At 67.5% G+C, this 26,690-nt stretch carries 25 protein-coding genes and 1 riboswitch; of the genes, 9 read left to right on the top strand and 16 right to left on the bottom strand.

Annotation, left to right across the window (positions count from 1 at the left end):
• Positions 1–10 precede the first annotated feature (10 nt).
• The 10 genes from hemL to hemE form a co-directional block, all read right to left on the bottom strand.
• Complete coding sequence (gene hemL / locus UC32_RS03015) at positions 11–1,342, bottom strand: glutamate-1-semialdehyde 2,1-aminomutase (RefSeq protein WP_045729722.1); 1,332 nt, start codon at positions 1,340–1,342, stop codon at positions 11–13.
• A gap of 76 nt (positions 1,343–1,418) precedes the next feature.
• A complete protein-coding gene (locus tag UC32_RS03010) occupies positions 1,419–2,522 on the bottom strand; it encodes an LLM class flavin-dependent oxidoreductase (RefSeq protein ID WP_200896297.1) in 1,104 nt (367 codons plus the stop codon).
• On the bottom strand, positions 2,519–3,502 hold the full coding sequence (gene hemB / locus UC32_RS03005) for a porphobilinogen synthase (protein WP_045729721.1): 984 nt from the start codon (positions 3,500–3,502) through the stop codon (positions 2,519–2,521). The genes UC32_RS03010 and hemB overlap by 4 nt, the downstream gene beginning before the upstream one ends.
• A 56-nt stretch (positions 3,503–3,558) precedes the next feature.
• Positions 3,559–4,416, bottom strand: coding sequence for a uroporphyrinogen-III synthase (locus UC32_RS03000; RefSeq protein ID WP_045729720.1), 858 nt, complete (start codon positions 4,414–4,416; stop codon positions 3,559–3,561).
• A 13-nt stretch (positions 4,417–4,429) separates the two neighbouring features.
• Positions 4,430–5,428, bottom strand: a complete 999-nt coding sequence (hemC, locus tag UC32_RS02995) for a hydroxymethylbilane synthase (RefSeq protein ID WP_045729719.1) — start codon at positions 5,426–5,428, stop codon at positions 4,430–4,432.
• Entirely contained in the window at positions 5,425–6,690 is a 1,266-nt protein-coding gene (locus UC32_RS02990) for a ferrochelatase (protein ID WP_045729718.1), read from the bottom strand. The genes hemC and UC32_RS02990 overlap by 4 nt, the downstream gene beginning before the upstream one ends.
• The gene (hemQ, locus tag UC32_RS02985) at positions 6,687–7,388 is read right to left on the bottom strand and encodes a hydrogen peroxide-dependent heme synthase (RefSeq protein ID WP_045729717.1); all 702 of its coding nucleotides are present in this window, start codon (positions 7,386–7,388) and stop codon (positions 6,687–6,689) included. Before hemQ ends, UC32_RS02990 begins: the two co-directional genes overlap by 4 nt.
• 112 nt (positions 7,389–7,500) lie before the next feature.
• Positions 7,501–8,379, bottom strand: coding sequence for a hypothetical protein (locus UC32_RS02980; protein ID WP_152642532.1), 879 nt, complete (start codon positions 8,377–8,379; stop codon positions 7,501–7,503).
• A 110-nt stretch (positions 8,380–8,489) separates the two neighbouring features.
• Complete coding sequence (gene hemG / locus UC32_RS02975; RefSeq protein ID WP_045729715.1) at positions 8,490–9,920, bottom strand: protoporphyrinogen oxidase; 1,431 nt, start codon at positions 9,918–9,920, stop codon at positions 8,490–8,492.
• 4 nt (positions 9,921–9,924) lie between these two features.
• On the bottom strand, positions 9,925–11,019 hold the full coding sequence (gene hemE, locus UC32_RS02970) for a uroporphyrinogen decarboxylase (RefSeq protein WP_045729714.1): 1,095 nt from the start codon (positions 11,017–11,019) through the stop codon (positions 9,925–9,927).
• Between the two features lie 159 nt (positions 11,020–11,178).
• Here hemE and UC32_RS02965 point away from each other — a divergent pair, with 159 nt between their 5' ends.
• A complete protein-coding gene (locus tag UC32_RS02965) occupies positions 11,179–12,504 on the top strand; it encodes a glutamyl-tRNA reductase (RefSeq protein WP_045729713.1) in 1,326 nt (441 codons plus the stop codon).
• A 73-nt stretch (positions 12,505–12,577) separates the two neighbouring features.
• Here UC32_RS02965 and moeB read toward each other — a convergent pair whose 3' ends face one another.
• Positions 12,578–13,777, bottom strand: coding sequence for a molybdopterin-synthase adenylyltransferase MoeB (moeB, locus tag UC32_RS02960; protein WP_045729712.1), 1,200 nt, complete (start codon positions 13,775–13,777; stop codon positions 12,578–12,580).
• An 85-nt stretch (positions 13,778–13,862) separates the two neighbouring features.
• Here moeB and UC32_RS02955 point away from each other — a divergent pair, with 85 nt between their 5' ends.
• From UC32_RS02955 to UC32_RS02945, 3 genes are read left to right on the top strand one after another with little or no spacing between them, the layout of a single operon-like run.
• Complete coding sequence (locus UC32_RS02955) at positions 13,863–14,528, top strand: TetR/AcrR family transcriptional regulator (RefSeq protein ID WP_045729711.1); 666 nt, start codon at positions 13,863–13,865, stop codon at positions 14,526–14,528.
• Positions 14,529–14,576: 48 nt separating this feature from the next.
• A complete protein-coding gene (locus UC32_RS02950) occupies positions 14,577–14,801 on the top strand; it encodes a DUF3107 domain-containing protein (protein ID WP_015937675.1) in 225 nt (74 codons plus the stop codon).
• Between the two features lie 37 nt (positions 14,802–14,838).
• Positions 14,839–15,141: a hypothetical protein gene (locus UC32_RS02945; RefSeq protein ID WP_045729710.1), complete on the top strand. Its 303-nt coding sequence runs from the start codon at positions 14,839–14,841 to the stop codon at positions 15,139–15,141.
• A gap of 98 nt (positions 15,142–15,239) precedes the next feature.
• Here UC32_RS02945 and UC32_RS02940 read toward each other — a convergent pair whose 3' ends face one another.
• From UC32_RS02940 to thiO, 3 genes are all read right to left on the bottom strand, one after another.
• Positions 15,240–16,070, bottom strand: coding sequence for a thiazole synthase (locus UC32_RS02940; protein ID WP_268747941.1), 831 nt, complete (start codon positions 16,068–16,070; stop codon positions 15,240–15,242).
• Positions 16,071–16,074: 4 nt separating this feature from the next.
• Complete coding sequence (thiS, locus tag UC32_RS02935; protein WP_045729709.1) at positions 16,075–16,311, bottom strand: sulfur carrier protein ThiS; 237 nt, start codon at positions 16,309–16,311, stop codon at positions 16,075–16,077.
• Positions 16,308–17,672 carry a glycine oxidase ThiO gene (thiO, locus tag UC32_RS02930; protein WP_045729708.1) on the bottom strand — a complete coding sequence of 455 codons (1,365 nt, stop codon included), beginning with the start codon at positions 17,670–17,672 and terminating at the stop codon, positions 16,308–16,310. The genes thiS and thiO overlap by 4 nt, the downstream gene beginning before the upstream one ends.
• Positions 17,666–17,784, bottom strand: a riboswitch (TPP riboswitch). Its footprint overlaps the gene before it by 7 nt.
• A gap of 27 nt (positions 17,785–17,811) precedes the next feature.
• Between thiO and thiE the strand changes: the two genes are divergently transcribed.
• The 4 genes from thiE to UC32_RS02910 all read left to right on the top strand — a co-directional run bounded on the left by thiE (position 17,812) and on the right by UC32_RS02910 (position 23,003).
• A complete protein-coding gene (gene thiE, locus UC32_RS02925) occupies positions 17,812–18,534 on the top strand; it encodes a thiamine phosphate synthase (RefSeq protein WP_200896296.1) in 723 nt (240 codons plus the stop codon).
• 120 nt (positions 18,535–18,654) lie between these two features.
• The gene (locus tag UC32_RS02920) at positions 18,655–20,136 is read left to right on the top strand and encodes an RNB domain-containing ribonuclease (protein WP_045729707.1); all 1,482 of its coding nucleotides are present in this window, start codon (positions 18,655–18,657) and stop codon (positions 20,134–20,136) included.
• Between the two features lie 299 nt (positions 20,137–20,435).
• A complete protein-coding gene (locus UC32_RS02915) occupies positions 20,436–22,121 on the top strand; it encodes a DEAD/DEAH box helicase (RefSeq protein WP_045729706.1) in 1,686 nt (561 codons plus the stop codon).
• 9 nt (positions 22,122–22,130) lie between these two features.
• On the top strand, positions 22,131–23,003 hold the full coding sequence (locus tag UC32_RS02910; RefSeq protein ID WP_045729705.1) for a DNA-methyltransferase: 873 nt from the start codon (positions 22,131–22,133) through the stop codon (positions 23,001–23,003).
• Between the two features lie 13 nt (positions 23,004–23,016).
• Here the strand turns inward: UC32_RS02910 and UC32_RS02905 are convergent, their stop codons facing one another.
• The gene (locus UC32_RS02905) at positions 23,017–23,862 is read right to left on the bottom strand and encodes a PHP domain-containing protein (protein WP_045729704.1); all 846 of its coding nucleotides are present in this window, start codon (positions 23,860–23,862) and stop codon (positions 23,017–23,019) included.
• Between the two features lie 79 nt (positions 23,863–23,941).
• On the opposite strand from UC32_RS02905, the gene UC32_RS02900 reads away from it, so the two are divergent.
• Entirely contained in the window at positions 23,942–25,537 is a 1,596-nt protein-coding gene (locus UC32_RS02900; protein ID WP_045729703.1) for an aminopeptidase P family protein, read from the top strand.
• Positions 25,538–25,618: 81 nt separating this feature from the next.
• Here the strand turns inward: UC32_RS02900 and UC32_RS02895 are convergent, their stop codons facing one another.
• A complete protein-coding gene (locus tag UC32_RS02895) occupies positions 25,619–26,626 on the bottom strand; it encodes a YflT domain-containing protein (RefSeq protein WP_045729702.1) in 1,008 nt (335 codons plus the stop codon).
• Between the last annotated feature and the right edge of the window lie 64 nt (positions 26,627–26,690).

Genomic DNA, 26,690 nt, shown 5'->3' with positions numbered 1-26,690 from the left:
CGGCCGGACTCTAGGCCTGGGCGGCAGCGGCAGCCCTGGCCGCGGCGGGCAGGGCGTCGAAGATCCGGTTCATGGCCGCGTCGTCGTGCGCTGCGGAAAGGAACCACGCCTCGAAGACCGACGGGGGCAGGTACACACCGGACTCCAGCATCGAGTGGAAGAACGGGGCGTAGCGGAAGGCCTCCTGGGCTTGTGCGTCCGCATAGTTGTGTACACCGTGGGCGGAGGTTCCGAACGCCACCGAGAAGAGGTTTCCGGCGAACTGGATGGAGTGGTCCACTCCGGCCGCGTCCAGCGCCGAGGACAGGGCGGACGACAACTCCAGTGACCGCACGTCGATGTAGGAATACACGTCACGGGTCGCGTGGGTCAGGGTAGCCACGCCGGCAGCCATCGCCACGGGGTTACCGGAGAGAGTGCCGGCCTGGTAGACCGGGCCGGTGGGCGCAAGGTAATCCATGACGTCGGCGCGTCCGCCCAGTGCCGCCGTCGGCATTCCGCCGCCGATGACCTTCCCGAACGTGAGCAGGTCCGGCGTCCACGGGTCTGTTGCGTCCGGAGCGCCGCCGGTGAGCCCCCAATAGCCGGAGTAGCCGGTGCGGAACCCGGTCAGGACTTCATCCACGATGAGCAGTGCGCCGTGCTCGCGGGTGATCTGGGAGAGGCCCAGGTTGAAGCCCTCGCCGGGTGTAACCACGCCCATGTTGGCGGGGGCTGCTTCGGTGATGACGGCTGCGATGTTGGGCCCGTGGGTGGCAAAAGCCTCCTTCACGGCGGCAAGGTCGTTGTAGGGCAGGACCAGGGTTTCGGCCGCGGTTGCTTCCGTAACCCCGGCCGAACCTGGCAGCGCAAGGGTTGCTACGCCGGATCCTGCGGCGGCCAGCAGCCCGTCCAGGTGCCCGTGGTAGCAGCCGGCAAACTTGATGATGAGGTTGCGGCCGGTAAACCCGCGGGCCAGGCGGACCGCGGTCATGGTGGCCTCGGTGCCGGTGGAAACCATGCGCAGCCGTTCGACGGCGGGGACGCGTTCCATAACGATCTCAGCCAGGTTGGCCTCGTCCGGGGTGGAGGCTCCGAACGACAGCCCGCGGTCCACCGCAGCGTGGACCGCGTCGAGCACAGCCGGATGGGCGTGGCCCAGCAGGGCTGGACCCCAGGAGCACACCAGGTCCACGTACTCGTTACCGTCGGCGTCCATCAGGTGCGGGCCCTTGGCCGAGACCATGAAGCGGGGCGTTCCGCCGACGGAGCCGAAGGCCCGGACCGGCGAGTTGACCCCGCCCGGCATCAGCATGCGGGCGCGGTCGAAAAGTTCCTCGTTGCGAGGGGTGCTGGAAGTCATGGTTCCTATTCTCTCAGTTTGCCGGTGCTGTCCGGTGCCGGTGCAGTCAGTTGCCGGAACGGCGGGTGCCGGAAGGTCAGCCGGCGAGGGCGTCTGCCACCCGGGGCGCCACCGCCGTGCCAAGCAGTTCGATGGAGCGCATCATCGCCGCATGCGGCAGCGGTCCGTTGCTGTACTTGAAGTCGAAGCGGTCAACGCCCAGGTTCCGTTTCAGCTGGACGATTTTCCGCGCCACGGTGTCCGGGGAACCGACGTACAGCGCGCCTTCCGGGGCGCAGAGGGCGTCAAACTCGCCGCGACCTGCCGGACCCCAGCCGCGTTCGGCACCTAGCCGGTTTCGAAGGGCCAGCCAATGCGGGAAGAACTCCTCCCGGGCCTGCTCGTCCGTGGCGGCGACGTGTCCCGGCGAGTGTGTGGCCATCTGCTGCATGGGATGCCCGTACTTGCCCATGGCTTCGCGGTAGAGGTCAGCCAGTGGGCCGAAGGCTCGCGGCTGGCCACCAATAATGGCGAAGATGATCGGGTACCCGTACTGGGCGCAACGCAGTACGGATTCGGGGGTTCCGCCTACGCCAATCCAGGTGGGCAGCAGGTGGTGTTCAAGCGGCGGGTAGACGCTCAATCCGTGCAGGGACGGACGGGTCCGCCCCTCCCAATGGACGGGCTTCTGCATCCGCACCTTGTCAAAGAGCTCCAGCTTTTCCTCGAAGAGGACCTCGTAGTCGGCCAGGTCAAGGCCGAACAGCGGAAACGATTCCACGAAGGATCCCCGCCCCAGCATGACTTCGGCGCGGCCGTTCGAGATGGCGTCCACCGTGGAGAAGCGCTGGAAGACCCGGATGGGATCGTCCGAGCTCAGCACGGTCACGGCGGAGCCGAGCCGGATCCGGGACGTGCGTGCCGCGGCTGCGGCAAGGAAAACCTCCGGCGCGGACACGGCGTAGTCCTTGCGGTGGTGCTCCCCCACACCAAAGGCGTGGAGTCCGACGGCGTCTGCCAGTTCCGCCTGTTCCAGCAGCTGGCGCAGGACTTCGGCGTGCGGCTGGAGGCTGCCGTCCGGATTCACGCCGACATCGCCGAACGTGTTCAGGCCCAGGAGGATGCGGTCCCCGCCAACCGGAGCCGTTGGGGATGCGGCAGGCGATTCCGGGGCGGGCCCCTCGCCGGTAATCCCGGTCACCGGCCTTCCTTCAGCCAGCCGGCGAGCTCGGCGGCCCAGTACGTCAGCACCATGTGGGCGCCCGCCCGGCGGATGCCAAGGACGGACTCGGCAATGGCTGCCTTGCGGTCGATCCAGCCGTTGGCGGCAGCGGCCTCGATCATCGCGTACTCGCCCGAGATCTGGTAGGCGGCCACCGGCACTGGGCTCATGGCGGCGACGTCCGCCACGATGTCCAGGTAGCTCATGGCCGGCTTGACCATGACGATGTCCGCACCCTCGGCCAGGTCAAGCTCCACTTCGCGGAGGGCCTCGGTGCGGTTGCCGGCGTCCATCTGGTAGGTTCGCCGGTCGCCCTTGAGCTGTGAATCCACCGCTTCCCGGAACGGGCCGTAGAACGCCGAAGCGTATTTCGCCGAGTAGGCGATCACGGAGGTGTTGGCGTGGCCGGCGTCGTCGAGGGCGGCCCGGATGACGGCGATCTGGCCGTCCATCATGCCCGACGGTCCCAGCATGTGGGCGCCGGCCTCGGCCTGGGCAACGGCCATCCTGGCGTAGATCTCTACGGTGCGGTCGTTGTCGACGTAACCCTCTGCGTCGAGTACTCCGCAGTGGCCGTGGTCGGTGAACTCATCCAGGCACACATCGCTCATGATGACCAGGTCGTCGCCCACTTCGGCACGGACGTCGCGGATGGCCTTGTTAAGGACACCTTCCGGGTCGAGGGAGGCCGTCCCTTCGGCGTCGCGGCTTTCCGGAATGCCGAAGAGCATGATGCCGCCCAGGCCAAGCTCTACCGCCTCGGCAGCAGCCCGCTTCAGGGAGTCGGTGGTGTGCTGCACCACGCCTGGCATGGACGTAATGGGGTTCGGCTCGTCAATCCCTTCGCGGATGAAGGCCGGAAGGATGAGTTCGGCCGGGGCCAGCCGGGTTTCGGCGGTGAGCCGGCGCATGGCGGGGGTGGTGCGCAGGCGGCGGGGGCGTTGGCTGGGGAAAGTCATGGATGCTGTCCTTCAGGTTGTTGCGTGGGTGCTGCTGCGGCCGGGGGTGTGCCCGGTCAGGGCGGGGTAAGGGCAATCACGACGGCGGCCACCAGCCCGTCGGGGGTGGGCTCCTCCGCTACCGCGGCTACAGGCAGGTCCAGCGCGGCTGCCTGTTCCGCCGTCGAACGTCCGATGGCAACCAGCCGGCAGCCGCCAAGCGGCGACAGGGCGGCAATGCGGCGCACTGCGCTTGGCGATGCGGCCACAACAGCGGAGATTTGCCCGGCGGTGATTTCGGCCGCTGCGGCTTCGGGCGTGAGCAGCGTGTACGACGCCGTCGCCTGGCCTGCGCCGCCGTCTTCAGGCTGCATGGCGAGCCTACGGTCCGCTGCCGCCGGGAAGTCGACCGTGCGGTAGGCCGTTACGGCGGTGACGTCGCTGCTTTTTCGAAGTCCGTCCGCCAGTGTGGCGGCGGCAATGTCGGCCTGGGGCAGCAGCACCCTGCCTCCCCCGGTCCAGGCGTCAAGGAAGCCGGCGGCCGACTGTTCCCCGGCGGGCGTCAGTTCCACCGCAAGTCCCTGTGATTCCAGGATTCTGCGGGTGGCTGGTCCGATCGCGCCGATCCTGGTGGCCGGTGGAACCAGGCGGGCCAGTTCCAGCCCGCGTTCCGCTGCCTTTTCCATCAGGACGTGGACAGTGGTGGCGCTGCTGACCACCAGCCAGTCGAAGGCACCCGCCGCCAGGGCGTCGCAGGCGACATCCAGGGCATGCTGGTCCGGTGCGCGTTCGAAGTCGATCAGCGGCAGCAGGACCGGCGTGGCTCCTGCCCCGGCCAGCGCCTGGACAAGCGCCGCGGACCGTTCCGGGCTGCGGGTCACCAGGACGCGGGTTCCGCTGAGCGGTCCGTCCTGGCCGGGTGCTCTGGAAGGCATCGTCATCGTCGGGTCAGGAGGCCTGGAGGTCGGCGATGTCGGCGGCGCCGCCGGCGAGGAGGACTTCGGCCAGTTCGATGCCCAGCAGCGTGGCGCCCACTTCGGTGAGCCCGTCCGTGGCGCGTTTGTCCCGGACGGACGCTGTCCCGTCCACGGCACACACCACGGCTTCAAGGTGGAGCATGCTGCCCTTGCGGTACGCGTAGGCCCCGACGGGGGCGGCGCAGCCGGCTTCAAGCCGGGCCAGCAGGGCGCGTTCCGCGGTGACGGCCAGCCGGGTGTCCGGGTCATCGAGGGCTGCCAGGGCCTGCGCCAGGACTCCCTGGGATCCCTCTGTTGATCCGGGTTTGCGCGGCGCGTCGGCGGTGCGGCACTCGATGGCGAGCGACCCCTGGCCGGCGGCCGGGAGCATCACGTCTGGTTCGAGGTATTCGCTGACGGTGTCCAGCCGGCCGATGCGCTCAAGGCCCGCTGCGGCCAGCACCACGGCATCGAGGTCGCAGGACTTCCCCGGAACAACGTCGGAGGTGGCGTTGCCGGGCAGGCCGGGTACGCGGCCCAGGCGGGTGTCCACATTGCCGCGGATATCCACGATCTCCAAGTCGGCGCGCGCGGCCCGCAACTGGGCTGCGCGTCGCGGCGAACCGGTCCCCACCTTGGCACCTGGGGGAAGGTCCGCGAGCTTGAGTCCGTCCCTGGCGCACAGCACGTCGCGGACGTCCACGCGTTTGGGAGTCGCCGCGAGGCTCAGGCCCACGGCTCCACCCGTGGGCAGGTCCTTCAGCGAGTGGACCGCCACGTCGCATTCGTCCCTCAGCAGCGCATCGCGCAGTGCGGCCACGAACACGCCCGTGCCGCCCATCTGCGAGAGCGGTCCGGTGAGGACATCGCCGTCGGTGCGGATGTGGACGAGCTCCACGGGAAAACCTCCGACGGCGGCGAGCTGGTCCGCGGTCTGCTGCGTCTGGGTCAGGGCAAGCTTGCTGGCCCGGGTACCGATGCGGACAGTCATTGCTGCGCTGCTTCCCCGGACTGGCCGGACGCGGTGCCTGCTTCGCCAGCCGGGTACGGGTCGTGGCCGGTGCCGACGGTGGTGTCTGTCCCTGCAATGGTGGGTTTCTCGCCGCGGAAGTTTGCGCAGCAGCCGGGCCGGCATACGTCGTACCAGGGCCCAAGGCCGGTCAGCGCCGGGCGGTCGCTGATGTTGTTGGCCAGCGTGCGTTCGGAGATCAGGTCCACCAGCCCGTTGACGAACTTGCGGTGCGTCCCCGGTGTGGGGACACGGGTAGCCGCCAGGCCCAGGTTGGCACAGGTTTCCAGGGCCTCGGTGTCCAGGTCCCAGACGACCTCCATGTGGTCGCTGACGAAGCCGAGCGGGACGATCACGATGCCCTTGGTGCCCTTGCCTGCGAGTTCCTCGATGGCGTCATTAATGTCCGGTTCAAGCCACGGCACGTGCGGGGCACCGGACCGCGACTGGTACACCAGGGACCAGTCCGCGGTGAGTCCGGATTCTTCCTTCACGCGTTCCATCACAGCAGCGGCCGTGGCAAGGTGCTGCGCCACGTAGGCGGAGCCGTCCTCGAATTCACGCGGTTCACCCTCGGACCGGCCGGCGGCCTCGGCGTCCCGGGTGGGGATGGAGTGCGTTGCAAACAGGATCTGGACCGGAGCGTCGGGGGTCCCGGCCTCGGCCAGCTTTGCGCGGACCTCGGCGAGGCCTGCAGCGGTGCCCTCAATGAACGGCTCCACGAAACCGGGGTGGTCGAAGTACTGGCGGACCTTGTCCACTTCGAGGCGGCCGTCCAGGCCCGTCTCGGTCAGTGCCATGCCGATGTCCTCGCGGTACTGGCGGCAGCTGGAGTAACAGGAGTAGGCACTGGTGGTGACCATCAGCAGGCGGCGGTGCCCGGCGTCGTACGCATCCTGCAGCGTCTCCGGGATGTACGGCGCCCAGTTGCGGTTGCCCCACAGTACGGGCAGTTCAATTCCGCGGGCAGCGAGCTCAGCCTCGAGCGCGGCCTTGAGCTCGCGGTTCTGCTGGTTGATCGGGCTGATGCCGCCGTTTGCGCGGTAGTGGTGCGAAACCTCCTCAAGCCGCTCGTCGGGGATGCCGCGGCCGCGGGTGACGTTCCGGAGGAACGGGATGACGTCGTCCTGGCCCTCGGGACCACCGAAGGAGGCAAGGAGGACGGCGTCGTAATTCTTGGGAGCCATGCGGCCGGCCTCGGTGACGGGGTTGGCGGCGGTGGTCTGGGGGTCGAGCGGGCTCATGCGAGTACCTCGGCTACTTCTTCGGCGGAGATCCGGCGTCCGGTGTAGAACGGGATCTCTTCACGGACATGGTTCCGCGCTTCGGTGGCGCGGAGGTGGCGCATGAGGTCGACGAGGTCAACCAGCTCGGGGGCCTCAAGGCCAAGGATCCATTCCCAGTCGCCCAGGGCGAAGGAGGAAACGGTGTTGGAGATGACCTGGGGGAAGTCCCGGCCCAGCAGTCCGTGGTCACGGAGCATCTTTCCACGCTCGGCGTCGGGCAGGATGTACCACTCGTAGGAGCGGACGAACGGGTAGACGCAGAGCCATTCGGCCGGGGCGACGCCGCGTGAGTACGCCGGGGTGTGGTTTTTGGCGAACTCTGCCTCGCGGTGGACGCCCATGGCGGACCAGACAATCTCCGTACCTGCGAACAGGTCGCTGCGGCGGATGTCGCGGATGGCCTGCTGCAGGGCCTCCGGCTTGGGGCCGTGGAGCCACACCATCACGTCGGCGTCGGCGCGCATGGCCGAGACGTCGTAGCTGCCGCGGTGCGTGACACCGGCGCCCGCGAGCCGTTCCAGCAGCGTTTCGAAGTCAGCTGCAGCGTCGGCGCTGCGGGCAACCTGCCCGGACCGCTTGAAGACCGTCCAGAGGGTGAAGAACTGCTCGGCTGATTCTTCGGTTTTAGTGACAGATTCGGCAGAAGTGTGGCTCATGGTTACAAGTTTGCCCCTTCGCTACCCCCAAGTCGAAACCGGAGACTTCTACAAAGCGTAGAAGTGCTTAATGTCACAGAAGCCACATCGTCCGGCGCTGGATGGCCGCCAGTCAGGGCCTGCGAAGACGCAGGTAAACGAGTCCTGCTGCACCGCCGACGGCTACCAGGCCGATGCCCAGCCAGACTACGGCGGTCTGCATTTCCGACTGCGCCGGCATCAGCGTCCCCGTGCTCCGCACGGTGCTGCTGGCAGCGGCGCTGCCCGGCAATGTCGCGGCCCGCGGCACGCGGGTATCCGCGACCCGTTCGGGCCCCTTGGCAGCAGACACCAGACGGTCCAGGCCCGCCGGTCCGGCAGTATCCGAAGCGCCACCGGCGGCAGCGTTGCTGCCCGGAACAGTTTCGGCTGACGGGGCGGCGCCTTCCGCGGCCGAGGGCGGGCCGGCAGCCGTGGCAGCCGCGGTTGCGGGGGCCTGCGGCGCCTCCACCCGGGGCAGATCCGGAATGGGAAGCGGCGGGAGCGTCACGGCCGGAGCTGTCAGCCGGGCAGTGGACGTGGGAGCAACTGTGGCCGTGGGTGCGACAGTGGACGTGGGAGCAACTGTGGCTGTGGGTGCGACAGTGGCTGTGGCCGAGGCCGTCAGGGATGCCTGCACCGCCGGGACCAGCGACGCCGGCACCGAAATCACGGCGGAGGTCGCCGTCCGCCGGTGGGAATTCCTGGCGGCTGCTGTTTGACCGGATTCGTCGGAGTCCTTGGCCGCACCGTAGCCGATTGTGAGGGACACATCCGCGGGCAACGAACCCGCATCCAACGTCACCGACGCCGTACTGTCGCCGGGGTCAGCCGTCCCCTGGTCTGCCTGGGACGCCTGCGCGCCTGTGGTGAGAACCAGTACCGCTCCGACTGCTGCTGCTGCTGCGCTGCGTCGGATTCCCCCATGGATACCGGTCCGGGACATTGAAAGCTCGGACCTGTGTTGAACCATGGTCATCGACCCTAACCAAAGCCGTAGGGGAAAGGAAAATTGCAACGGCCGCCGCTATCTGCGCGGCGGGGCCAAGTAGCTGCGGTGCTCCTCCTGACCAGCGGCGATGGTCAGGGCAGCAGGTTTTGCAGCTGCGTCCGGGTGTCGGACACCACGGCTGCCAGGCCGTTGCCGGCCACCCAGCCGCCCACGACGGCCAGGGCGCCGGTGGCGGAGCAGGCTTGACGGATGGAGGCCACCCGGGCCCGGTGCCCCACCGCCGCAAACGGCAGCGCGCCGCGCCAGCGGACCACGTCCCAGTCCACAACGTCGCTGCGCCGGATGGGAACTTCCAGCAGGGCCGAGGCATCGTGCAGGGCAGCTGCAAGCAGTTCCGCATCGGTCTCCGGACCGTTGTGCCGCTTCTCTGGCGCGCCATCACCGTCGGCCCGCCCGTAGGACAGCCGTACCACATGCCGGTCCCCGGCGGCTTCCCGCAGCCATTCCCATTTACCGGTGGCGTGTGTCAAGGCCTTCGCGCCGATGCCGGGCGTTTGCGGCGCCACCAGGACGCCGGTGCCGCGCGGGCGGCTGTCGAGCGCCGCATTGCTGATGACCAGGGTCACCAGCTTCACGTCTGGCCCCGTGCCGGGCTTCTTTCCGGCGATTCCCGGCACGGTCGGCGCCAGGAGGTCGACGGCGGCCGGCCCGTCGGTGGCCACCACCAGGACGGCTGCGCTGTAGGTTGTTTGCCCTGCGGTTACCCGCCATCCCCCGGAAGTGCGGTCAGCGGATTCAGCGCGCGTGCCCGTCAGGAGCTTCACTCCCCTCGCGGCAAGGTCTGCTACCAGTGCGTCGATCAGCGTGTGCATGCCGCCCTTGAGCCCGGCGACAGCGGAGCCGGCTTTTGCCGGAGCGCCGGCCTTGCCACGGCGCTGCGCCGAAACCGCGGCAGCGAGCGAACCCTCCCGGCGCATTCCGGCACGGAGACCGGGGGCCACCATGTCGACGTCGAGCATCCCCGGATCGGCCGAGTGGACGCCCCCCACCACCGGCGCCACCAGCCGCTCCAGGACACGCTTGCCCATCCGCGCGCGGACCAGCGCAGCCACACTCGTCACATCCGTGCCGGCCCCCACCGACGCCGGGAGGAAGCGGTCCGCTGAGGCCCGGAGGGCACCGAAGAGGCCGAGCGAACGCCTGACTTCCGGGTCCCACGGATTGGCCGGAATCCCCAGGACACCTGTCTTAGGCAGCTCGCGGGGGCCTTCGGGCAGCTGCACCCATGCGCCGCCCGGCCGGGGCGGCACGATGTTGGCATCGAGGCCGAGTTCAGCGGCGAGGGAGGCGACGGCGTCGGACCTGGTGGCGAACGATTCCGCACCGCTGTCCAGGTTGATCCCTGCCACGGTGTGGCTGCCCACGCAACCGCCCCAGGCGTCACTTTCCTCGAGCACCGTCACCCGGTAGCCGGCTGCGTCGAGTTCCCTGGCGGAAAGCAGGCCGGATATGCCGCCGCCCACCACCAGTGCGCTGCTGGCTTCTGCCGGCGAGCTGTCCATGCGGCTACTCCGGGGAGATGGAGTGAATGAGCTTGACCACGCGGGTCAGGACGTCCGGGTCGGTCTCCGGCGGGACGCCGTGGCCGAGGTTGAGGACGTGGCCGGGTGCACCGGATCCGGCGGCAATGACTTCGCGGACGTGCGCTTCGAGGACTTCCCACGGAGCGGACAGGAGGGCGGGGTCAATGTTGCCCTGCAGGGGCACGGAACCGCCCAGCCGGCGGTTGGCCTCGTCGAGCGGCAGGCGGTAGTCCACGCCTACCACGTCCACCCCGACATCGCGCATGGCCACGAGGAGTTCTGAGGTGCCGGTCCCGAAGTGGATCAGCGGCGCGCCAAGGTGGCGGACGTGGTCAAGGGCGCGGGAGGATGCCGCCGCCACGAACCGCTGATAGTCAGCAAGGCCCAGCGAGCCTGCCCACGAATCGAAGAGCTGGCCTGCGGATGCTCCCGCCTCGAGCTGGGCGCGCAGGAAGAGGCCGGAAGCGTCGGCAGCCCAGTTGGCCAGGGCGTTCCAGGTTTCCGGATCGGCGTGCATCATGGTGCGCGGGCCCAGGTGGTCGCGCGAGGGCTTGCCTTCCACCATGTACGCGGCGAGGGTAAACGGTGCGCCGGCAAAGCCGATCAGGGGCGTCTTGCCCAGTTCGGCAACGGTGAGGCGGACGGCCTCCCGGATAGGTTCGAGGGCTTCCCAGGTCAGCTTCGGGAGGGCGGCTACATCCGCTGCAGTCCGGACGGGCTTGTCCAGCACAGGGCCAACGCCGGGGACAATGTCGACGCCCACCCCGGCCAGCTTGAGTGGAATCACGATGTCCGAGAAGAAGATGCCCGCGTCCACGTCGTGCCGGCGGACCGGCTGGAGGGTGATCTCCGAGGCCAGTTCAGGCCGGAGGCAGGAGTCCAGCATGGCGATGCCTTCGCGGACCTTCAGGTACTCCGGCAGTGAACGCCCTGCTTGCCGCATGAACCAGACGGGGCGGCGGGACGGCTTGCCGCCCCGATAAGCCGTGATCAGCGGGGAGTCTGCGGTGCGGCCATCCATGAGCGGATGGTCTGCGGCGAGTGTGCCGGCAGCGGAGACGGCAGGGCTAGGAGTCATGCCTTCGATTGTGCCCAAAATCAGCCGCAAAAGATAACGACAGGCTGTCACGGGCGGCCCCTGGTGCCCGCCCGGTGGCAGGAATCACAGCCCGTCACAGGCCATCTTTGGGATACCTGTTGTTCTACGGAGCTGCGAAAAAGCTATGATGGGTCTGCTGTGGTTCTTTTTTCATTGGTGGCTACACACGCCGACATCGATCTTGAGACTGTTGCTCAGTTGAGCAACGGTTCCTCCGGGATTGCCGCTTCCGTGCTCACCGGCTCGCCGGCAGTGTCCGGCGCCGTGGTCCTGGCTACGTGCAACAGGTACGAAATCTACGGCGAGGCTCCGAATACGGACGACGTCGAGGCCGCCCGCGCTGCCTTGGTTGCCCAGATCAGTGCCAATAGCGGGCTCGCCGAACCGCTCGTGTCCCGCTCCTTCAGTACCCGGACCGGCCCCGAAGTGACCCGGCACCTCTTCGCCGTGAGCGCGGGACTCGATTCCGCCGTCGTGGGCGAACGCGAAATTGCCGGCCAGGTGCGGCGCGCCCTGATCACCGCCCAGCATGAGGGCACTGCCAGCTCCGGGCTGGTCCGGCTCTTCCAGGCCGCCTCCAAGACCGCCAAGGACGTCGGCGCCCAGACCGCGCTCGGCTCGCGGGGCCTGTCCATCGTGTCCGTAGCCTTGGACCTCGCAACAGACCTTTCCGAGAACCCTGACTGGTCGGCCAAGAAGGTTGTTGTTTTTGGGACCGGCGCGTACGCCGGTGCCACCATGGCGCTGCTGCGTGAGCGCGGCTGCACCGACGTGTCGGTCTTCTCCTCGTCCGGCCGCGCCGAAGGATTCGTCGCGACCCGCGGAGGCACCGCCCTGGACGCTGACTCGCTCCGCCCGGCAGTGGCCGCAGCGGACGTCATGATCGGCTGCAGCGGTTCGGATACCCGCGTGGAAGCCGACGAACTGGCGCAGGTCCGTGCCGGTTCCACCCAGCCGCTGATCGCCATTGACCTTGCCCTCACCCACGACTTCGATCCCGCCGTGGGCGAACTCGATGGCGTGGAACTGCTGACGCTCGAATCCGTGCGCCTCGCTGCGCCGCAGGAGCAGGCCGAATCGCTGGCGCAGGCCAGCGGCATTGTTAAGGGCGCCGCCAAGGCTTTCGAACAGGAACGCGAAGCCAGGTCAGTGGACTCTGCCATCGTTGCGCTCCGCCGGCACACCATGGACGTCCTGGACGCCGAAATGGAAAAGGTACGCGCCCGGCACGGCTGCACTGCAGCGGCTGAGGAAGTGGAGTTTGCCCTGCGCAGGATGGTCAAGCAGCTGCTGCACGTCCCCACGGTCCGCGCCCGCGAGCTCGCCGCGAACGGCCAGCAGGATGACTATGTGGCGGCCCTGGAAGCGCTCTACGGCATTACCGTGGAACAGCCCGGAACAGCGGCCCCCGCGGCCGGCCAGGCGGAATGCCCGGTGGACCACAAGGGCCTCGAGAGCGCCTGACCCCACCCACTTGCCCTATCAGATATGGCTCCTAAACCACTGGTTTAGGAGCCATATCTGATAGGGCATCGGGTCAGTAGACGGGCTTTTGCGGCTCCACCTCGCGCACCCAGGAAAGGATGCCGCCGTCGAGGTGGCTCACGCGCCGGTATCCGGCCTTCTGCGCAGCTGCCAGGACGTTCGCCGAGCGGGTGCCCGCCTTGCACAGGAACACAATGTCCCGGTCCTGGGGCATCTCCGCCCAGGCGTCCCCGGCCAGAATCCGGCCCTGCGGAATCAGGACGGCGCCGTCGATCCTGACGATCTCAAATTCACCCGGTTCCCGCACGTCCACCAGGTCGAAGTCCTTCAGCCCGGCCTTCCGCGAAGCGAGCATGGTGGCCAGCTGGGCGGCGGTGACGGTGTGTTCGGTGTCCGCGGGCGCCTGCGGCTCGATGCCGCAGAAGGCTTCGTAGTCAGTCAGTTCGGTGATAGGTGCGGCGGCCGGGTCCTTTGACACACGGATCTCACGCCAGCTTCCGCCCAGGGCGTCGAACAGCACCACCCGCCCCAGCAGGGAACGGCCGACGCCGGTAATGAGCTTCACTGCCTCGGTCACCATCAGTGATCCCACGGCAGCGCAGAGCATGCCGAAGACGCCGCCCTCGCCGCAGGAGGGAACAGAGCCGGCGGGGGGCGCTTCCGGGTAGAGGTCGCGGTAGGTGGGTCCGTGCTTTTCCCAGAAGACGCTGACCTGGCCGTCGAACCGGAAGATTGAACCCCAGACGTACGGCTTTCCCAGGATCGCGGCGGCATCATTGACCAGGTAGCGGGTGGCGAAATTGTCGGCGCCGTCAAGGATGAGATCGTAATCGGCAAACAGTTCCAGCGCATTGGAAGCGTCCAGCCTGACCTGGTGCAACCGGACGTCCACGAGTGGATTCAGGGCGGCGATTGCGTCGCGCGCCGATTCGATCTTCGGCCGTCCCACATCTGCCACACCGTGGATGACCTGGCGCTGAAGGTTGCTCAGGTCCACAGCGTCGTCGTCGATGATTCCCAGGGTTCCAACGCCCGCGGCGGCGAGGTACAGCAACGCGGGCGATCCCAGCCCGCCGGCGCCGATGACCAGTACTTTGGCGTTCTTGAGCCGCCGCTGCCCAGCCGAGCCTATCTCCGGAATAATGAGGTGCCGGGAATACCGTTCCACCTCTTCAGAGGTGAGTTCCGCGGCGGGTTCCACCAAAGGATCAAGGGAAACTGCCGAAACATTTGCAGTGAACGTCGAAGCCATACTTCAATGTATGCCCCGGGGTACCGCCGGGTCATATTACCCCGCAGTAAAGTAGGGGGTAACTGCAATGGAAAGAAGGACAACTGTGGTCCATGAAGCACGGGCTGACCGCCCGCCGGCAGCCGAACCGCAAAATTCCTCGCGACCGGCAGGACAACGGTCGGCCCGGTTGCCCCGCGACGAACGGCGGGCCCAGCTTCTTTCCGCAGCGCAGGAAGTCTTTGTGGCTAACGGATACCACGGGGCCGCCATGGATGAGATCGCCGAGACCGCCCATGTGAGCAAGCCGGTCCTGTACCAGCACTTCCCGTCCAAACGGGAGCTGTACCTGGCCCTCCTGGACAGCCACCTCGCGTCCCTGACAGACCTGATGCTGGGGGCGCTGAACTCCACCACGGACAACAAGGAACGCGTCCAGGCTGTCATGCGGGCCTACTTCCGGTTCATCGCCAGCGACGACCAGGCCCACCGCCTGGTCTTCGAGTCCGACCTCGTCAACGATCCCGATGTCAGTACGCGCCTGGAAACTTTCAACCGGACCTTTGCCGACGCCATTGCACGGGTGATTGCCGGGGACACCAAGCTGCCCCACCTCGAAGCGGAACTGCTGGGCCGCGGCCTTGCGGGGATGGCCCAGGTCAGTGCCCGGTACTGGCTGGAAACGGACGGCAACCTGGACCTCGATGTGGCCAGCGACCTGATCTACCGTTTAGCTTGGCGCGGAATCTCTCGCTTCCCCAAAGAGTCCTAGACTACAAATAGACCATCATCAAAGAACCTGACCGGCTGGGAGGCCCCTGTGGAAATTAAGATCGGCGTGCAGAACGTTGGCCGCGAGATCGTCTTGGAATCAAACCAGGATGCGGAGACCGTGGCCAAGGTTGTGGGAGAAGCCATCAAGGGCGGCAGCGAACTGCGCCTCACCGATGACAAGGGGCGCCTGATCATTGTTCCCGGCAACGCCCTGGGCTACGTGGAAATCGGCGCCGAAGAAGTCCGGCGCGTAGGTTTCGGCCAGTTCTAGCACCGGCCGGAACAGCCCTGCTTCCCGGAGGAGACCCATGCTTTCCCTGGTTATTGTTGTGCTGGCCACCGTCGCGGCCGGCTTCATTGTCTGGGCCAATGACAAACGTCATGCCAAGTACGGCGCAGGCCTTCCGGCCGGCGTAGCCGTCGGGGTGGCTGCACTGACGTGGATCATCCTGATGGCGGCCGGGTTCGGCTATCTTCCCGGACTGACGTGGATTCCCTGGGTGCTGCCCATAGTGTTGGGCGCGGCGGCCTCCGTCGGGGCGGTGCTTGTCCTGGGCCGCACCCGGGCGAGGAACGATACCCATCGGCTGACCGCCATCCTGAGGCGTTAGCCCCCGGAAACGGCTGTGGCCGCCACCTTCAACGGTGGCGGCCACAGCCGTTTAAGCGGCCAGTCCCCCAAGAGCCGCAGCCCTTGGAACATCACTGGCTAAAGGAACTCAGCCCGGCCCTCCATGGCGGACGATGCCAGGGCGTGCTCGCGGCGGGGAATCCGACCGGCTTCCTTTGCCAGCCGTCCGGCGATGACGGCGTGCTTAAACGCCTCACCCATCAGGGCAGGGTCCTGGGCACGGGTCACCGCCGTGGCCAGCAGGACTGCATCGCACCCAAGTTCCATGGCCAGCGCTGCGTCAGATGCTGTTCCGATCCCTGCGTCAAGGACCACTGGCACGTTGGCCCGGGAAACAATGAGTTCGATGTTGTGCGGGTTGAGAATCCCCAGCCCTGTACCGATTGGAGATCCCAGCGGCATCACCGCGGTGGCGCCCAGGTTTTCAAGCCGGAGGGCCAGGACGGGGTCGTCATTGGTGTAGGCAAAGACTTTGAAGCCGCGGTTGACCAGCTGTTCGGTGGCATCCACCAGCTCGACGGCGTCCGGCAGGAGCGTGTGCTCGTCTGCGATGACCTCAAGCTTCACCCAGTCGGTTTCCAGCGCTTCCCGGGCCAGTTCGGCGGTCAGGACGGCGTCCCGCGCAGTGAAACAGCCTGCCGTGTTGGGCAGGACCCTGATCCCGTGGTCCACCAGCAGTTGGAACAGGGAGCCCGATTCTGCAGGTGAGTAGCGCCGCATGGCCACCGTGGTGAGGGATGTTCCGGAGGCCACCAGGGCCGCGCCCAGGCCGTCCAGGCTGGGCGCGCCCCCCGTTCCCATGATGAGCCTCGACTCCAGGGCAATGCCGTCAATGACGAGGGAGTCATGCCTGCCGGGCGCCGCAGAGGTAGCAGTTGTCGATTCGGAAACGGTGTTCGCTTCGATCATGGTGTCAGCCTCCCTGTACTGCGGTGACGAGTTCGACGTCGTCTCCGTCCGCGAGCGCGGTTCCGTGCCACTTGCTGCGGGGCACCACTTCGGAATTATGCGCTACGGCCACGCCCAGCCTTTGTCCGTCGGTTGCCTGGCCGTCGGCCGAAAGCGCGCGTCCGGTCACTTCGCTGACCAATGCCGTGATGGACGCACCGTCCGCCACGGTGCGGGATGCCCCGTTCAGGGTGATGTTCATGCTGTCTCCTTGATGTTGAAGCTCGGGGCCGGGATCCGGCCGGAAAAGCGGTCCGGACGGAACGGCTGCCAGCGGCGGTCCGCTTTTCCGTCCATCAGGTCGCGGCAGATGGCGGCCGCGGCGGGGGTGAGGAGGACGCCGTGCCTGAAGAATCCTGTGGCCACGATGAGTCCGGGAACATGGGCTGCACTGCCCTCTCCCCCGTCCATGGGCACCCTGCCCAGCAGCGGGGCATTGTCCGGCGTGGCCGGGCGGGCCCGCGCGGTGCATTCGAGCAATTCCAGCTCTGCCACCGCAGGCACCAGAACCTGGGCGTCGCGAAGCAACTGGTACACGCCACCAGCGGACACTGCACTTGCCGGTGCCGCATTAGAGCCGGCATTCGCCGGCACAGCTCCGGATGCTGCGTTGGTTCCCCCGAGGGCATCCTCCCGCTGGGTGGCACCGATGACCACGGTTCCGTCCTCGCGTGGAACCAGGTAGACGGGCACACCGCGCACCAGACCGCGGACGGTGGACGTCAGCAAGGGCCGCAGGTGTGGGGGGACGGCCAGCCGCAGGATGTCGCCGTGCACGGGGCGCAAAGGTAACCGAAGTCCCGCCGGGAGGTTGTCGAGGGAGCTCGCCGCCATGCCGTTGGCCACCACCGTTTCTCCGGCGAGCACCACTCCGCCTCCCGCGAGCCGGACACCGGCCACGGCACCGTCCGTCCACTCCAGTCCCACTGCCCTGTCCTGCACGGCGAATCCGTCCAGCGCGCCGGCAACGGCAGTGCCCACACCACCGGCACCGCCTGCCGGCAGGTGGTTGGCCAGGGCTGCCCGGAAGCACTCCACGAGTCTTCGGGGATCCACCTGGTGGTCCGCCGGGGTATCCAGTGCGCAGGCAATGCCTGGGCTGAGCAGCGGTTCCCGGCGCCGGGCCTCGCGGACCGTCAGGGGTTCCACGGCGAGACCATTGGCCTGCTGCACGGTGCGCAGGTCCATCAGTGCCTGCCGGTCTGCAGCGTCGGCGCCAATGGTGAGGGTCGGCGTCGCCAGATACCCGCAACCGCGGCCTGAGACGCCGGTGAGGTCCGCCGCGAACTGCGGCCAGCGCTCCGATGCATCCAGCATGAGGCCCAGGAGCTCTTCCTCCTGGTAATGCAGCTCGCTGACGGGGGCCAGCATGCCTGCCGCCGCCCAGCTGGCGCCCGATCCCGGTGCATCGTCGATCAGCACCACGGACCGGCCTGAGCGCCTGGCTTCCCAGGCGATGCCGTGGCCAATGACGCCCCCGCCAATCACAGCTACGTCGGCGGATATTGCGTGGCCAACGCCGGGCCCTGCTGCGGTGTCCGGAGGGCTTTCGGGGATGCCCATGGTGTCTCCTTCCCTACGCCGGCATTACCCGGATCAGGTCAAGCGGTCGGCTCTGACGCCCTCTCAGCCCGGCGCTTTGTGACAGCTGCCGCGGGCTCCCGCAGTACGAGGCAAGTGTAGAGGAACTAGGCTTGCAGCCATGAATGTGTCCCACACACCTGCCCCCGCCGCAGCACCCGGCACCGATGCCTTCACCACCGCAGCGGGTAACGGCGCCCTGAAATCCGCACGCCTGTACCTCTGCACGGATGCGCGCCGCAGCCGGGGCGACTTCGCCGAATTCGTGGACGCGGCGTTCGAAGGCGGGGTGGACATCATCCAGCTTCGGGACAAGGCCATCGAGGCGGCCGAGGAACTGGATCTCCTGGCCGCCCTCAAGGAAGCAGCCCAGCGGCACGGGAGGCTCTGGGCCGTCAACGACCGGGCGGACACTGCGGTCCTTTCCGGTGCCCCGGTATTCCACGTGGGCCAGAAAGACCTGCCGGTGCCGGCCGCAAGGACACTGCTCAACGGCAACGCCGCCATCGGCCTGTCCAGCCACACGCCGGAACAGGTGGACGCCGCCCTGGCCGACGCCGCAGGACCTGCGGGCCTCGACTACTTCTGCGTGGGCCCGCTGTGGGCCACCCCCACCAAGCCCGGCCGGGCCGCCGTCGGCCTGGACCTGGTGAAGTATGCTGCCGCGAATGCGCCCAGTGATGTGCCGTGGTTCGCGATCGGCGGGATCGACCACTCCAACGTTGACCAGGTGGCGGCGGCCGGGGCGTCAAGGATCGTGGTGGTCCGCGCCATCACCGACGCCGCCGATCCCGCTGCCGCCGCTGCCTCGCTTCGTTCCGCCCTGGACGGCGCAGCTTCCTGAAGCTGCCGGCTTCCCGCAATCCGGGTTGCCGAAACGCACAGCACCCCCGGCAACACGTCAGGACCGCGCCCCGCACCGATTCCCTGCGTAATCGGATGACTTGGGGTTAGGCTGATTTTCGTGTCACATCATCGGCTGGCTCCCAACGTCCATGAGCGCACCAATGCCTTGGAAGAGGCCCTGGCGGCGCTGCGGACGGAGCTGGAACTTCCGGGCCCCTACCCCGGTGACGCGGTCGAGGACGCCGAGGCCGCGGTGGCTGCGCTGCGCCTGCCGGCCTACGACCTGACGGCCGTGGAGTTCGTCACCATCGATCCGGCGTCGTCCACGGACCTGGACCAGGCCCTCTTCATCGAAACGGACGACGACGGCGGGTACCACGTCCTGTACGCCATCGCCGATGTCCCGGCGTTCGTTGCGCCCGGCGGACCCCTGGATGCCGAAACCCGGCGCCGGGGCCAGACGTTCTACGCACCGGACGGGCGCATTCCGCTGCATCCGGAAGTCATCAGTGAAGGTGCCGGCAGTCTCCTGCCGGATCAGGACTGCTCGGCCTTCGTGTGGGATTTCCGGCTCGACGGCGACGCCGAGGTAACGTCAGTCAATGTTCGCCGGGCCCGCGTCCGAAGCCGTGCGAAGCTCAGCTACAAAGGTGCACAGGCTGATCTGGACGCCGGAACTGCCTCTCCCCTGCTGGGCCTGCTGAAGGAAGTGGGACTCAAGCGTGTCCGCCTGGAACGCGCCCGGAACGGTGCCAGCCTGAACATGCCGGACCAGGAAATCGTCCAGCTGCCCGATGGCGGCTTCCGCATAGCTGCTGCTCCCCAGTTGCCCGTCGAAGACTGGAACGCCCAGATTTCCCTGATGACGGGGATGGCTGCCGCCAGGATCATGCTCGACGCCAAGGTGGGGATCCTGCGCACCATGCCGCCACCGGACGAGCGTTCCCTGCACCATTTCCGGCTGCAGACGGAGGCGCTGGGCAAGCCATGGGACGGCGAGGTGGGCTACGGCGAATACCTGCGGACCCTTGACCCAACGGACCCAAGGCAGCTGGCCATCATGCATTCGGCCGGCATGCTCTTCCGCGGAGCCGGGTACACCGCCTTTGACGGCGATGTTCCGGAGGCGGCAATCCAGGCAGCAATCGGCGATGCCTACGCCCACACCACCGCGCCGCTGCGCCGCCTGGTGGACCGCTTTGTGCTGGTGACCTGCGAGGCGCTCAGCAACGGGGGTACCGTCCCCGGCTGGGTACGGGAGGCGCTTCCCACCCTCCCCGAGATCATGGCGGGCTCGGACCAGCTGGCGTCCCGGATGGAGCGCATGGCCCTGGATACGGTGGAGGCTGCGCTGCTGGTCAACCACATCGGCCAGGAGTTCGACGCGATTGTGATTTCGGGGTCGAAGCCGCAGAAAGAGAACGGCAACGGCAACGGAAAGAACGGCAACGGAAACGGGTCCTCCGGAATCATCCAGATCGCCGACCCTGCCGTGACGGCCCGCTGCGCCGGTGAGCTGGAGTCCGGCACCAAGGTCCGGGTCCGCCTGGTGTCGTCCGATATAGCTACCCGTGAAGTGCACTTCGAACTGGTCCAGTGAGCCCGGGCCGTCCGGTCCTGCCTTCCACACGGCGCGGAAACAGGGAATCCGGCCCGATGCGGCTAGACTGAAGGTGTAGAAATGGATGCCCGGTCGTTGATTTCCTTGAACTGAAACCAACAAGCCCGCCCCTACGCGATCTTGAGATTTGCCCGCTGGTCGCCAGTGCCAGCGTTAGATAGCCCGCGATCGGCTTCCACTGGAATTGCTTGCGCGCTTTGTTCGTGCTCCGGACCAGCCTCACCGGCCGGCCTGTTGAGCATGCTGCGCGATTGCCCAAATGAATAAGGAAACTCCCCGTGAGTGAATTGCATACCCACCAGCTGTTGACGGACACCACCGGCACCGAGACCATCGAGCCCGAAGAGACCATCATCTCCGATGAGAAACCGCACGAGATCGCGGAAAAGTCCTTCGCCGACTACAACGTCCGCCAGGACATCGTGGACTCCCTCGCCGACGCCGGCATCACCCACCCCTTCCCCATCCAGGCCATGACGCTGCCTGTCGCCCTGTCCGGCCACGACATCATTGGCCAGGCCAAGACCGGAACCGGCAAGACCCTCGGTTTCGGCATCCCCGCCCTGCAGCGGGTTGTCGGCCGGGATGACGCCGGCTACGACAAGCTGGCAGTCCCCGGCGCCCCGCAGGCACTGGTTATTGTTCCCACCCGTGAACTGGCCGTGCAGGTGGCCAGCGATCTCCAGACGGCCTCAACCAAGCGGAACGCCCGCATCGCCACCATCTACGGCGGCCGCGCCTACGAGCCCCAGGTGGAAGCGCTGAAGAACGGCGTCGAGGTTGTGGTGGGCACCCCCGGCCGCCTCATCGACCTGTACCGGCAGAAGCACCTGAGCCTGAAGAACGTCCGCATCGTGGTACTGGACGAGGCCGACGAGATGCTGGACCTTGGCTTCCTGCCGGATGTGGAAACCATCATCGCCGGCACCCCGGCCGTCCGCCAGACGCTCCTCTTCTCCGCCACCATGCCCGGCCCGGTCATCGCCATGGCACGCCGGTACATGACCCAGCCCACCCACATCCGCGCGGCGGACCCCGATGACGAGGGCCTGACCAAGCGGGACATCCGGCAGCTGATCTACCGTGCACACAGCATGGACAAGACCGAGGTGGTTGCCCGCATCCTGCAGGCCCGCGGCCGCGGCCGGACCATCATCTTCACCAAGACCAAGCGCACCGCAGCCAAGGTGGCCGAGGAACTGGTGGACCGTGGCTTTGCCGCCGCAGCAATCCACGGCGACCTGGGCCAGGGTGCCCGCGAGCAGGCCCTGCGCGCCTTCCGCAACAACAAGGTGGACGTCCTGGTGGCTACCGACGTTGCTGCCCGCGGTATCGACGTCGATGACGTCACGCACGTCATTAACTACCAGTGCGTCGAGGACGAGAAGATCTACCTGCACCGCGTGGGCCGCACCGGCCGTGCGGGCAACAAGGGCACGGCCGTCACGTTTGTTGACTGGGATGACGTTCCCCGCTGGGCCCTGATCAACAAGGCCCTTGGCCTGAACGTCCCGGAGCCGGTGGAGACGTATTCCTCTTCCCCGCACCTCTACGAAGAGCTGGACATCCCCGAGGGAACCAAGGGCCGCCTGCCCCGGAACAAGCGCACCCTCGCGGGCGTCGACGCCGAGGTCCTCGAGGACCTCGGCGAAACCGGCAAGAAGAACAGCCGGGAAAGCCGCGGAAACGACGGCCGGGACCGTGAAGGCCGCGGCCGGAGCCGTTCCGGCGGACGCGACGGACGCAGCTCCGAAGCGGGCCGCTCCGCTGAGCGCCGTCGTCGTACGTCCACTGATGCTGCCGAAGCCGCGTCAGCCCCGGCGGCCGGCCCGGAAGCAGCAACCGCGTCCGACGCCGAAAAGTCTTCGCGGACCCGCCGTCCCCGCACCCGCACCCGCCGCCGCAACGGTGAGGTAGTGGCTGGTGCAGACAAGGGCGCCCAGTCCGGCAGCACCGAGGGCTGACCTGACCGAATGACGAACACTGTTTGGGCGCCGGACGGCGGCAGCCTGGTGGTGCACGCGGACAACGCGCAGTACCTCCCCACGCTGCCGGACGGCGCCTTCACGCTGATCTACGTGGACCCGCCCTTCAACACCGGCCGGGCCCAGAGCCGGCAGGAGACCCGCATGGTTGCCAACGCCGGCGGCAGCGGTGACCGTGTGGGCTTCAAGGGCCGTTCTTATGACACGATCAAGGGCGCCCTGCACCGCTACGACGACGCCTTCAGCGATTACTGGTCCTTCCTGGAGCCGCGCCTGGTGGAAGCCTGGCGGCTGCTGGCCGACGACGGCACGCTCTACCTGCACCTGGATTACCGCGAGGTGCACTATGCAAAGGTGATGCTGGACGCCATCTTCGGCCGTGAATGCTTCCTGAATGAGATCATTTGGGCCTACGACTACGGTGCCCGCGCCAGGAACCGCTGGCCCACCAAGCACGACAACATCCTCGTGTACGTCAAGAACCCGTCCAAGTACCACTTCGACAACGCCGAAGTGGACAGGGAGCCGTACATGGCACCGGGCCTCGTCACTCCGGCCAAGCGCGAGCTGGGAAAACTGCCCACCGACGTCTGGTGGCACACCATTGTTTCCCCCACCGGCAAAGAAAAGACCGGGTACCCCACGCAAAAGCCTGAGGGTCTTGTCCGCCGTGTCGTCTCAGCGTCCAGCCGGCCCGGCGACTGGTGCCTGGACTTCTTCGCCGGCTCCGGAACCCTCGGTGCAGTGGCGGCCAAGCTGGGCCGCAAGTTCGTGTGCGTGGACCAGAACCAGCCGGCCGTGGACATCATGGCCAAACGGCTGGGTGCGCACGCAACACTCGTTGAACACCAGCCCAAGTAGGCCGCACCAGGGTTCAGCGGACGACGGCGGTCCCCGAACCCAGTTCCTCGATCCGCGCCAGCACCTGCGGTGCGGTCAGGTTTTCGCCCAGCAGGTTCGGCTTGCCGGTGCCGTGGTAGTCCGAGGACCCGGTGATCAGCAGGTTGTTCTCCGCGGCCAGGCGGCGCAGGAAGCCGCGTCCTTCCTCGGGGTTGTCGCGGTGATCGACCTCAAGCCCCGCCAACCCCGCATCGATCATTTCCCGGTAGACCCGCTCCCCCACGATCCTGCCGCGGGAGGACGCCACCGGATGGGCGAACACGGGAACACCGCCGGCAGCGCGGACCAGCTCGACGGCGACCGCCGGGTTGGGTGCGTAGTGCGGGATGAAGTAGCGGGAGCGGGAGGTCAGGATGGAGGCGAAGGCCTCCGAGCGGTCCTCCACGACGCCTGCCGCCACCAGGGCGTCGGCGATGTGCGGGCGGCCCAGCGTGGCCCCCGGCGCCACATGGTGGATGACGTCGTCCCACGTGAGGGGATAATCCTCGGCCAGGAGCGTGACCATCCGCTCCGCGCGGGTATGGCGGGCTTCCTTGGCCTTCGTGATTTCCTCGAGCAGCCCGGGATGCGAGGGGTCATGCAGGTAGCTGAGCAGGTGGACGCTGATGCCCTCCGCGGTCCGGCAGGACACCTCCATGCCGGGGACCAGTGCCACCCCCACCTCGATCGCGGCGGCAGATGCTTCCGCCCACCCGTCCGTGGAGTCATGGTCGGTCAGCGCCACCACGTCCAGGCCCGCGCGGGCGGCAGACGCCATGACGTCGGCGGGTTTCTCCGTGCCGTCGGAGACGTTGGAGTGGGCATGCAGGTCGATCCTCACCTGTACAGACTAGTTGACCCTGCGGCTCAGGCACCGGAGGCTGTTCGCGCAGGCGGGACGCTGGTGAGACGATGGTCCCGTGAACGATGCCGAAAACACCCCCACCTCTGCTAACCAGCCGCTGGAGGAGCGCGTCAACAACCGCTCGCAGCGGCCCAGTTCCGACGCCTTCAAGGCCTTCATGGCCAGTAACTGGGCGCCGTCCAGCCGCGAACTTCCCGGCCGGGACGATGTTGCAGGCCACGCCGCGACCCGGCGCAAGGCCATCTCCGCCCAGTTCAAAGGTGAACGCCTGGTCCTTCCGGCCGGTCCGCCCAAGGTCCGCTCCAACGACTGCGATTACCGGTTCCGGCCGCATTCCGGCTTTGCCCACCTGACCGGACTGGGCCTGGACCACGAGCCGGACGCCGTCCTGGTGCTTGAACCGGTTGATGAAGGAAAGGGCGACGACGGCGGCAACCACCGCGCCACGCTCTACTTCCGTCCGCTGGCGGGCAGGGATACGGAGCAGTTCTATGCCGACTCCCGCTCCGGCGAATTCTGGATTGGTGCCCGGCCCACCCTGGCCGAGTTCGAAGCGCGCCTTGGCCTGGCTACCGGGCACATCGACCAGCTGGAAACGGCCATCACCAAGAACGTGGGTGCGCCCGAGATCGGCGGCATCTCCATCCGCCTGGTCCGCAAGGTGGACGAAAACATCGATGCCCTGGTGGACACTGCCCGATACAACACCGCTAAGGATCCCGAGAACCTGGACATGGGCGTCCTTGACGCACTGGACGAGAAGCTCAGCGAAGCCCTCTCCGAGCTGCGCCTGATCAAGGACGAGTGGGAGATCGGGCAGATGGAGCTCGCCGTGGCCGCCACGGTGGAAGGCTTCGAAGAAGTGGTCAAGGTCCTGCCGCGTGCCCTGACCCATGCCCGCGGCGAGCGGGTAGTGGAAGGCGCCTTCTTCGCACGCGCCCGCGAGGTGGGCAACGAGCTGGGCTACGACACCATCGCCGCGTCCGGCAACAACGCCACAGTGCTGCACTGGACGCGCAATACCGGCAAGATCCACGCCGGTGAGCTCCTGCTCCTGGACGCCGGGGTCGAGGCCGACTCCCTGTACACCGCCGACATCACCCGCACCCTGCCTGCGAGTGGCACGTTCAGCGATGTGCAGCGCAAGGTGTACCAGGCGGTCCTTGACGCGGCCGACGCCGGGTTCGCGGCAGCGCAGCCGGGCACGAAGTTCCGCGACATCCACACCGCCGCCACCACCGTACTGGCAGAACGCCTCGCCGAATGGGGCCTCCTTCCCGTCAGCGTGGAAGAAGCCATCAGCCCCGAAGGCCAGCAGCACCGCCGGTGGATGCCGCACGGCACCAGCCACCACCTCGGCCTCGACGTCCACGACTGCGCCCAGGCCAAGCGGGAGCTGTACCTCGACGGCGTCCTGGCCGAAGGCATGGTCTTCACCATAGAACCGGGCCTGTACTTCAAGGACGAGGACCTGGCCATCCCCGAGGAATACCGAGGCATCGGTGTCCGCATCGAAGACGACATCCTCATGACCGCCGACGGGCCAGTCAACCTCAGCGCTGCGTTGCCCCGCACGCCGGAGGATGTGGAGACGTGGATGGCCGGCATTTACCGTGAGGCGGACGAGTCACGGCAGGCGCCCCAGGGCTAACGCCAGGCTGGCCACAGAACAGGCACACAAAGAAGCGGTGCCGCCGGATTCCTCCGGCGGCACCGCTTCTTGCTGCTGTCCCTAGTGCCGCGGGTCCGCGGGCCGCTCTGCATTGCCGGCGTCCTGGCCTTCGCCGGCAGGTGCCTCACCGGGGTGCTGCGGGCCGGCCTCCGGCTGCGCGGGTGCGGCAGGCTGCGGTGTTCCGCCGTCCTGGCCCTGCGGAAGCCTCACGCCGTACTGCGGCCGCCCGTCGGGGAGGTCGGGGTACCTGACCGCGCGGGACGGTGCGGCCACCGGCTGCTGGTGCTGGCCGCCGTCGTACTGCTGCCCCTGGTGCTGCTGCGCGTCCTGCTGCGGCGACTGGGGCTGGCCCTGCGCGGGGTAGCCGGAGTCCTGCGTATGTCCGTGCTGGCCGTAGGAATCGTTCCAGCCCGTGGGGCGTGCCGGACCCTGCTGGTTGTACGGCTGGTTCGGCTGGTTGTAAGGCTGGTTCGGCTGGTTGTACTGCTGGTTCTGCTGGTCATACGGCTGGTTCTGGTAGCCGTGCCGCGGCTGGTGGCCGTTGCCGCCGGCAGCGTCCGATCGGGTCATGGGAAGCTGCTGCAGCAGGCGGCGGGCCTCCTGCGCTGCCTCCTGCGCCACGATGACGTCATAGCTGGTGGCCACCACCTGGCTGGTGGACGTGAAGTCCCGCTTGCCGCGCTGCATCGCGTAGGTAACGATGCCGAACAGCATGAAGAACGCGGCACCCATCAACACTGAGGTGAGGATGGAGAAGTACCCGGGTGACGGCGCGAAGAAGGAGAGCATCACTCCCACGAACAGGCCAAACCACATACCGCTGAGGGCTCCGGAGAGGGCAACACGGGGGTAGCTGAGGCGTCCGGTGACCCGTTCCACCATCTTCAGTTCGTTGCCCACAATGGACACCATCTGTACCGGGAATTGCTGGTCGGCGAGGTAGTCCACCGCCTTCTGGGCATCCAGGTAGGAGGTGTAGGAACCCACGGTGTCGCCGGTGGGGACGGCCCTGGCTTGGTCAAGGCCGTTGGGGCCACCTGTCCGGGGAGCACCAAAAATGTTTGCCATACCCCCATTCTTGCCCATGAGGTTGTGTGCTGCCTGTAAATTCAGCTAAAAGTGAGCAGACTCG

It is taken from the genome of Pseudarthrobacter chlorophenolicus (assembly GCF_000962805.1).
Taxonomy (GTDB): Bacteria; Actinomycetota; Actinomycetes; order Actinomycetales; family Micrococcaceae; genus Arthrobacter; species Arthrobacter chlorophenolicus_A.
The sequence above is the reverse complement of the archived record's forward strand: the minus strand, read 5'-3'. Positions and strand labels throughout refer to the sequence as shown.

Excerpts from the sequence above, each read along its gene's own strand:
- hemL (WP_045729722.1), bottom strand. The coding sequence starts at position 1,342 with ATGACTTCCAGCACCCCTCGCAACGAGGAACTTTTCGACCGCGCCCGC.
- hemB (WP_045729721.1), bottom strand. The coding sequence starts at position 3,502 with ATGACTTTCCCCAGCCAACGCCCCCGCCGCCTGCGCACCACCCCCGCC.
- UC32_RS03000 (WP_045729720.1), bottom strand. The coding sequence starts at position 4,416 with ATGCCTTCCAGAGCACCCGGCCAGGACGGACCGCTCAGCGGAACCCGC.
- hemC (WP_045729719.1), bottom strand. The coding sequence starts at position 5,428 with ATGACTGTCCGCATCGGTACCCGGGCCAGCAAGCTTGCCCTGACCCAG.
- UC32_RS02990 (WP_045729718.1), bottom strand. The coding sequence starts at position 6,690 with ATGAGCCCGCTCGACCCCCAGACCACCGCCGCCAACCCCGTCACCGAG.
- hemQ (WP_045729717.1), bottom strand. The coding sequence starts at position 7,388 with ATGAGCCACACTTCTGCCGAATCTGTCACTAAAACCGAAGAATCAGCC.
- UC32_RS02980 (WP_152642532.1), bottom strand. The coding sequence starts at position 8,379 with ATGGTTCAACACAGGTCCGAGCTTTCAATGTCCCGGACCGGTATCCAT.
- hemG (WP_045729715.1), bottom strand. The coding sequence starts at position 9,920 with ATGGACAGCTCGCCGGCAGAAGCCAGCAGCGCACTGGTGGTGGGCGGC.
- hemE (WP_045729714.1), bottom strand. The coding sequence starts at position 11,019 with ATGACTCCTAGCCCTGCCGTCTCCGCTGCCGGCACACTCGCCGCAGAC.
- moeB (WP_045729712.1), bottom strand. The coding sequence starts at position 13,777 with ATGGCTTCGACGTTCACTGCAAATGTTTCGGCAGTTTCCCTTGATCCT.
- UC32_RS02945 (WP_045729710.1), top strand. The coding sequence starts at position 14,839 with ATGCTTTCCCTGGTTATTGTTGTGCTGGCCACCGTCGCGGCCGGCTTC.
- UC32_RS02940 (WP_268747941.1), bottom strand. The coding sequence starts at position 16,070 with ATGATCGAAGCGAACACCGTTTCCGAATCGACAACTGCTACCTCTGCG.
- thiS (WP_045729709.1), bottom strand. The coding sequence starts at position 16,311 with ATGAACATCACCCTGAACGGGGCATCCCGCACCGTGGCGGACGGTGCG.
- thiO (WP_045729708.1), bottom strand. The coding sequence starts at position 17,672 with ATGGGCATCCCCGAAAGCCCTCCGGACACCGCAGCAGGGCCCGGCGTT.
- thiE (WP_200896296.1), top strand. The coding sequence starts at position 17,812 with ATGAATGTGTCCCACACACCTGCCCCCGCCGCAGCACCCGGCACCGAT.
- UC32_RS02910 (WP_045729705.1), top strand. The coding sequence starts at position 22,131 with ATGACGAACACTGTTTGGGCGCCGGACGGCGGCAGCCTGGTGGTGCAC.
- UC32_RS02895 (WP_045729702.1), bottom strand. The coding sequence starts at position 26,626 with ATGGCAAACATTTTTGGTGCTCCCCGGACAGGTGGCCCCAACGGCCTT.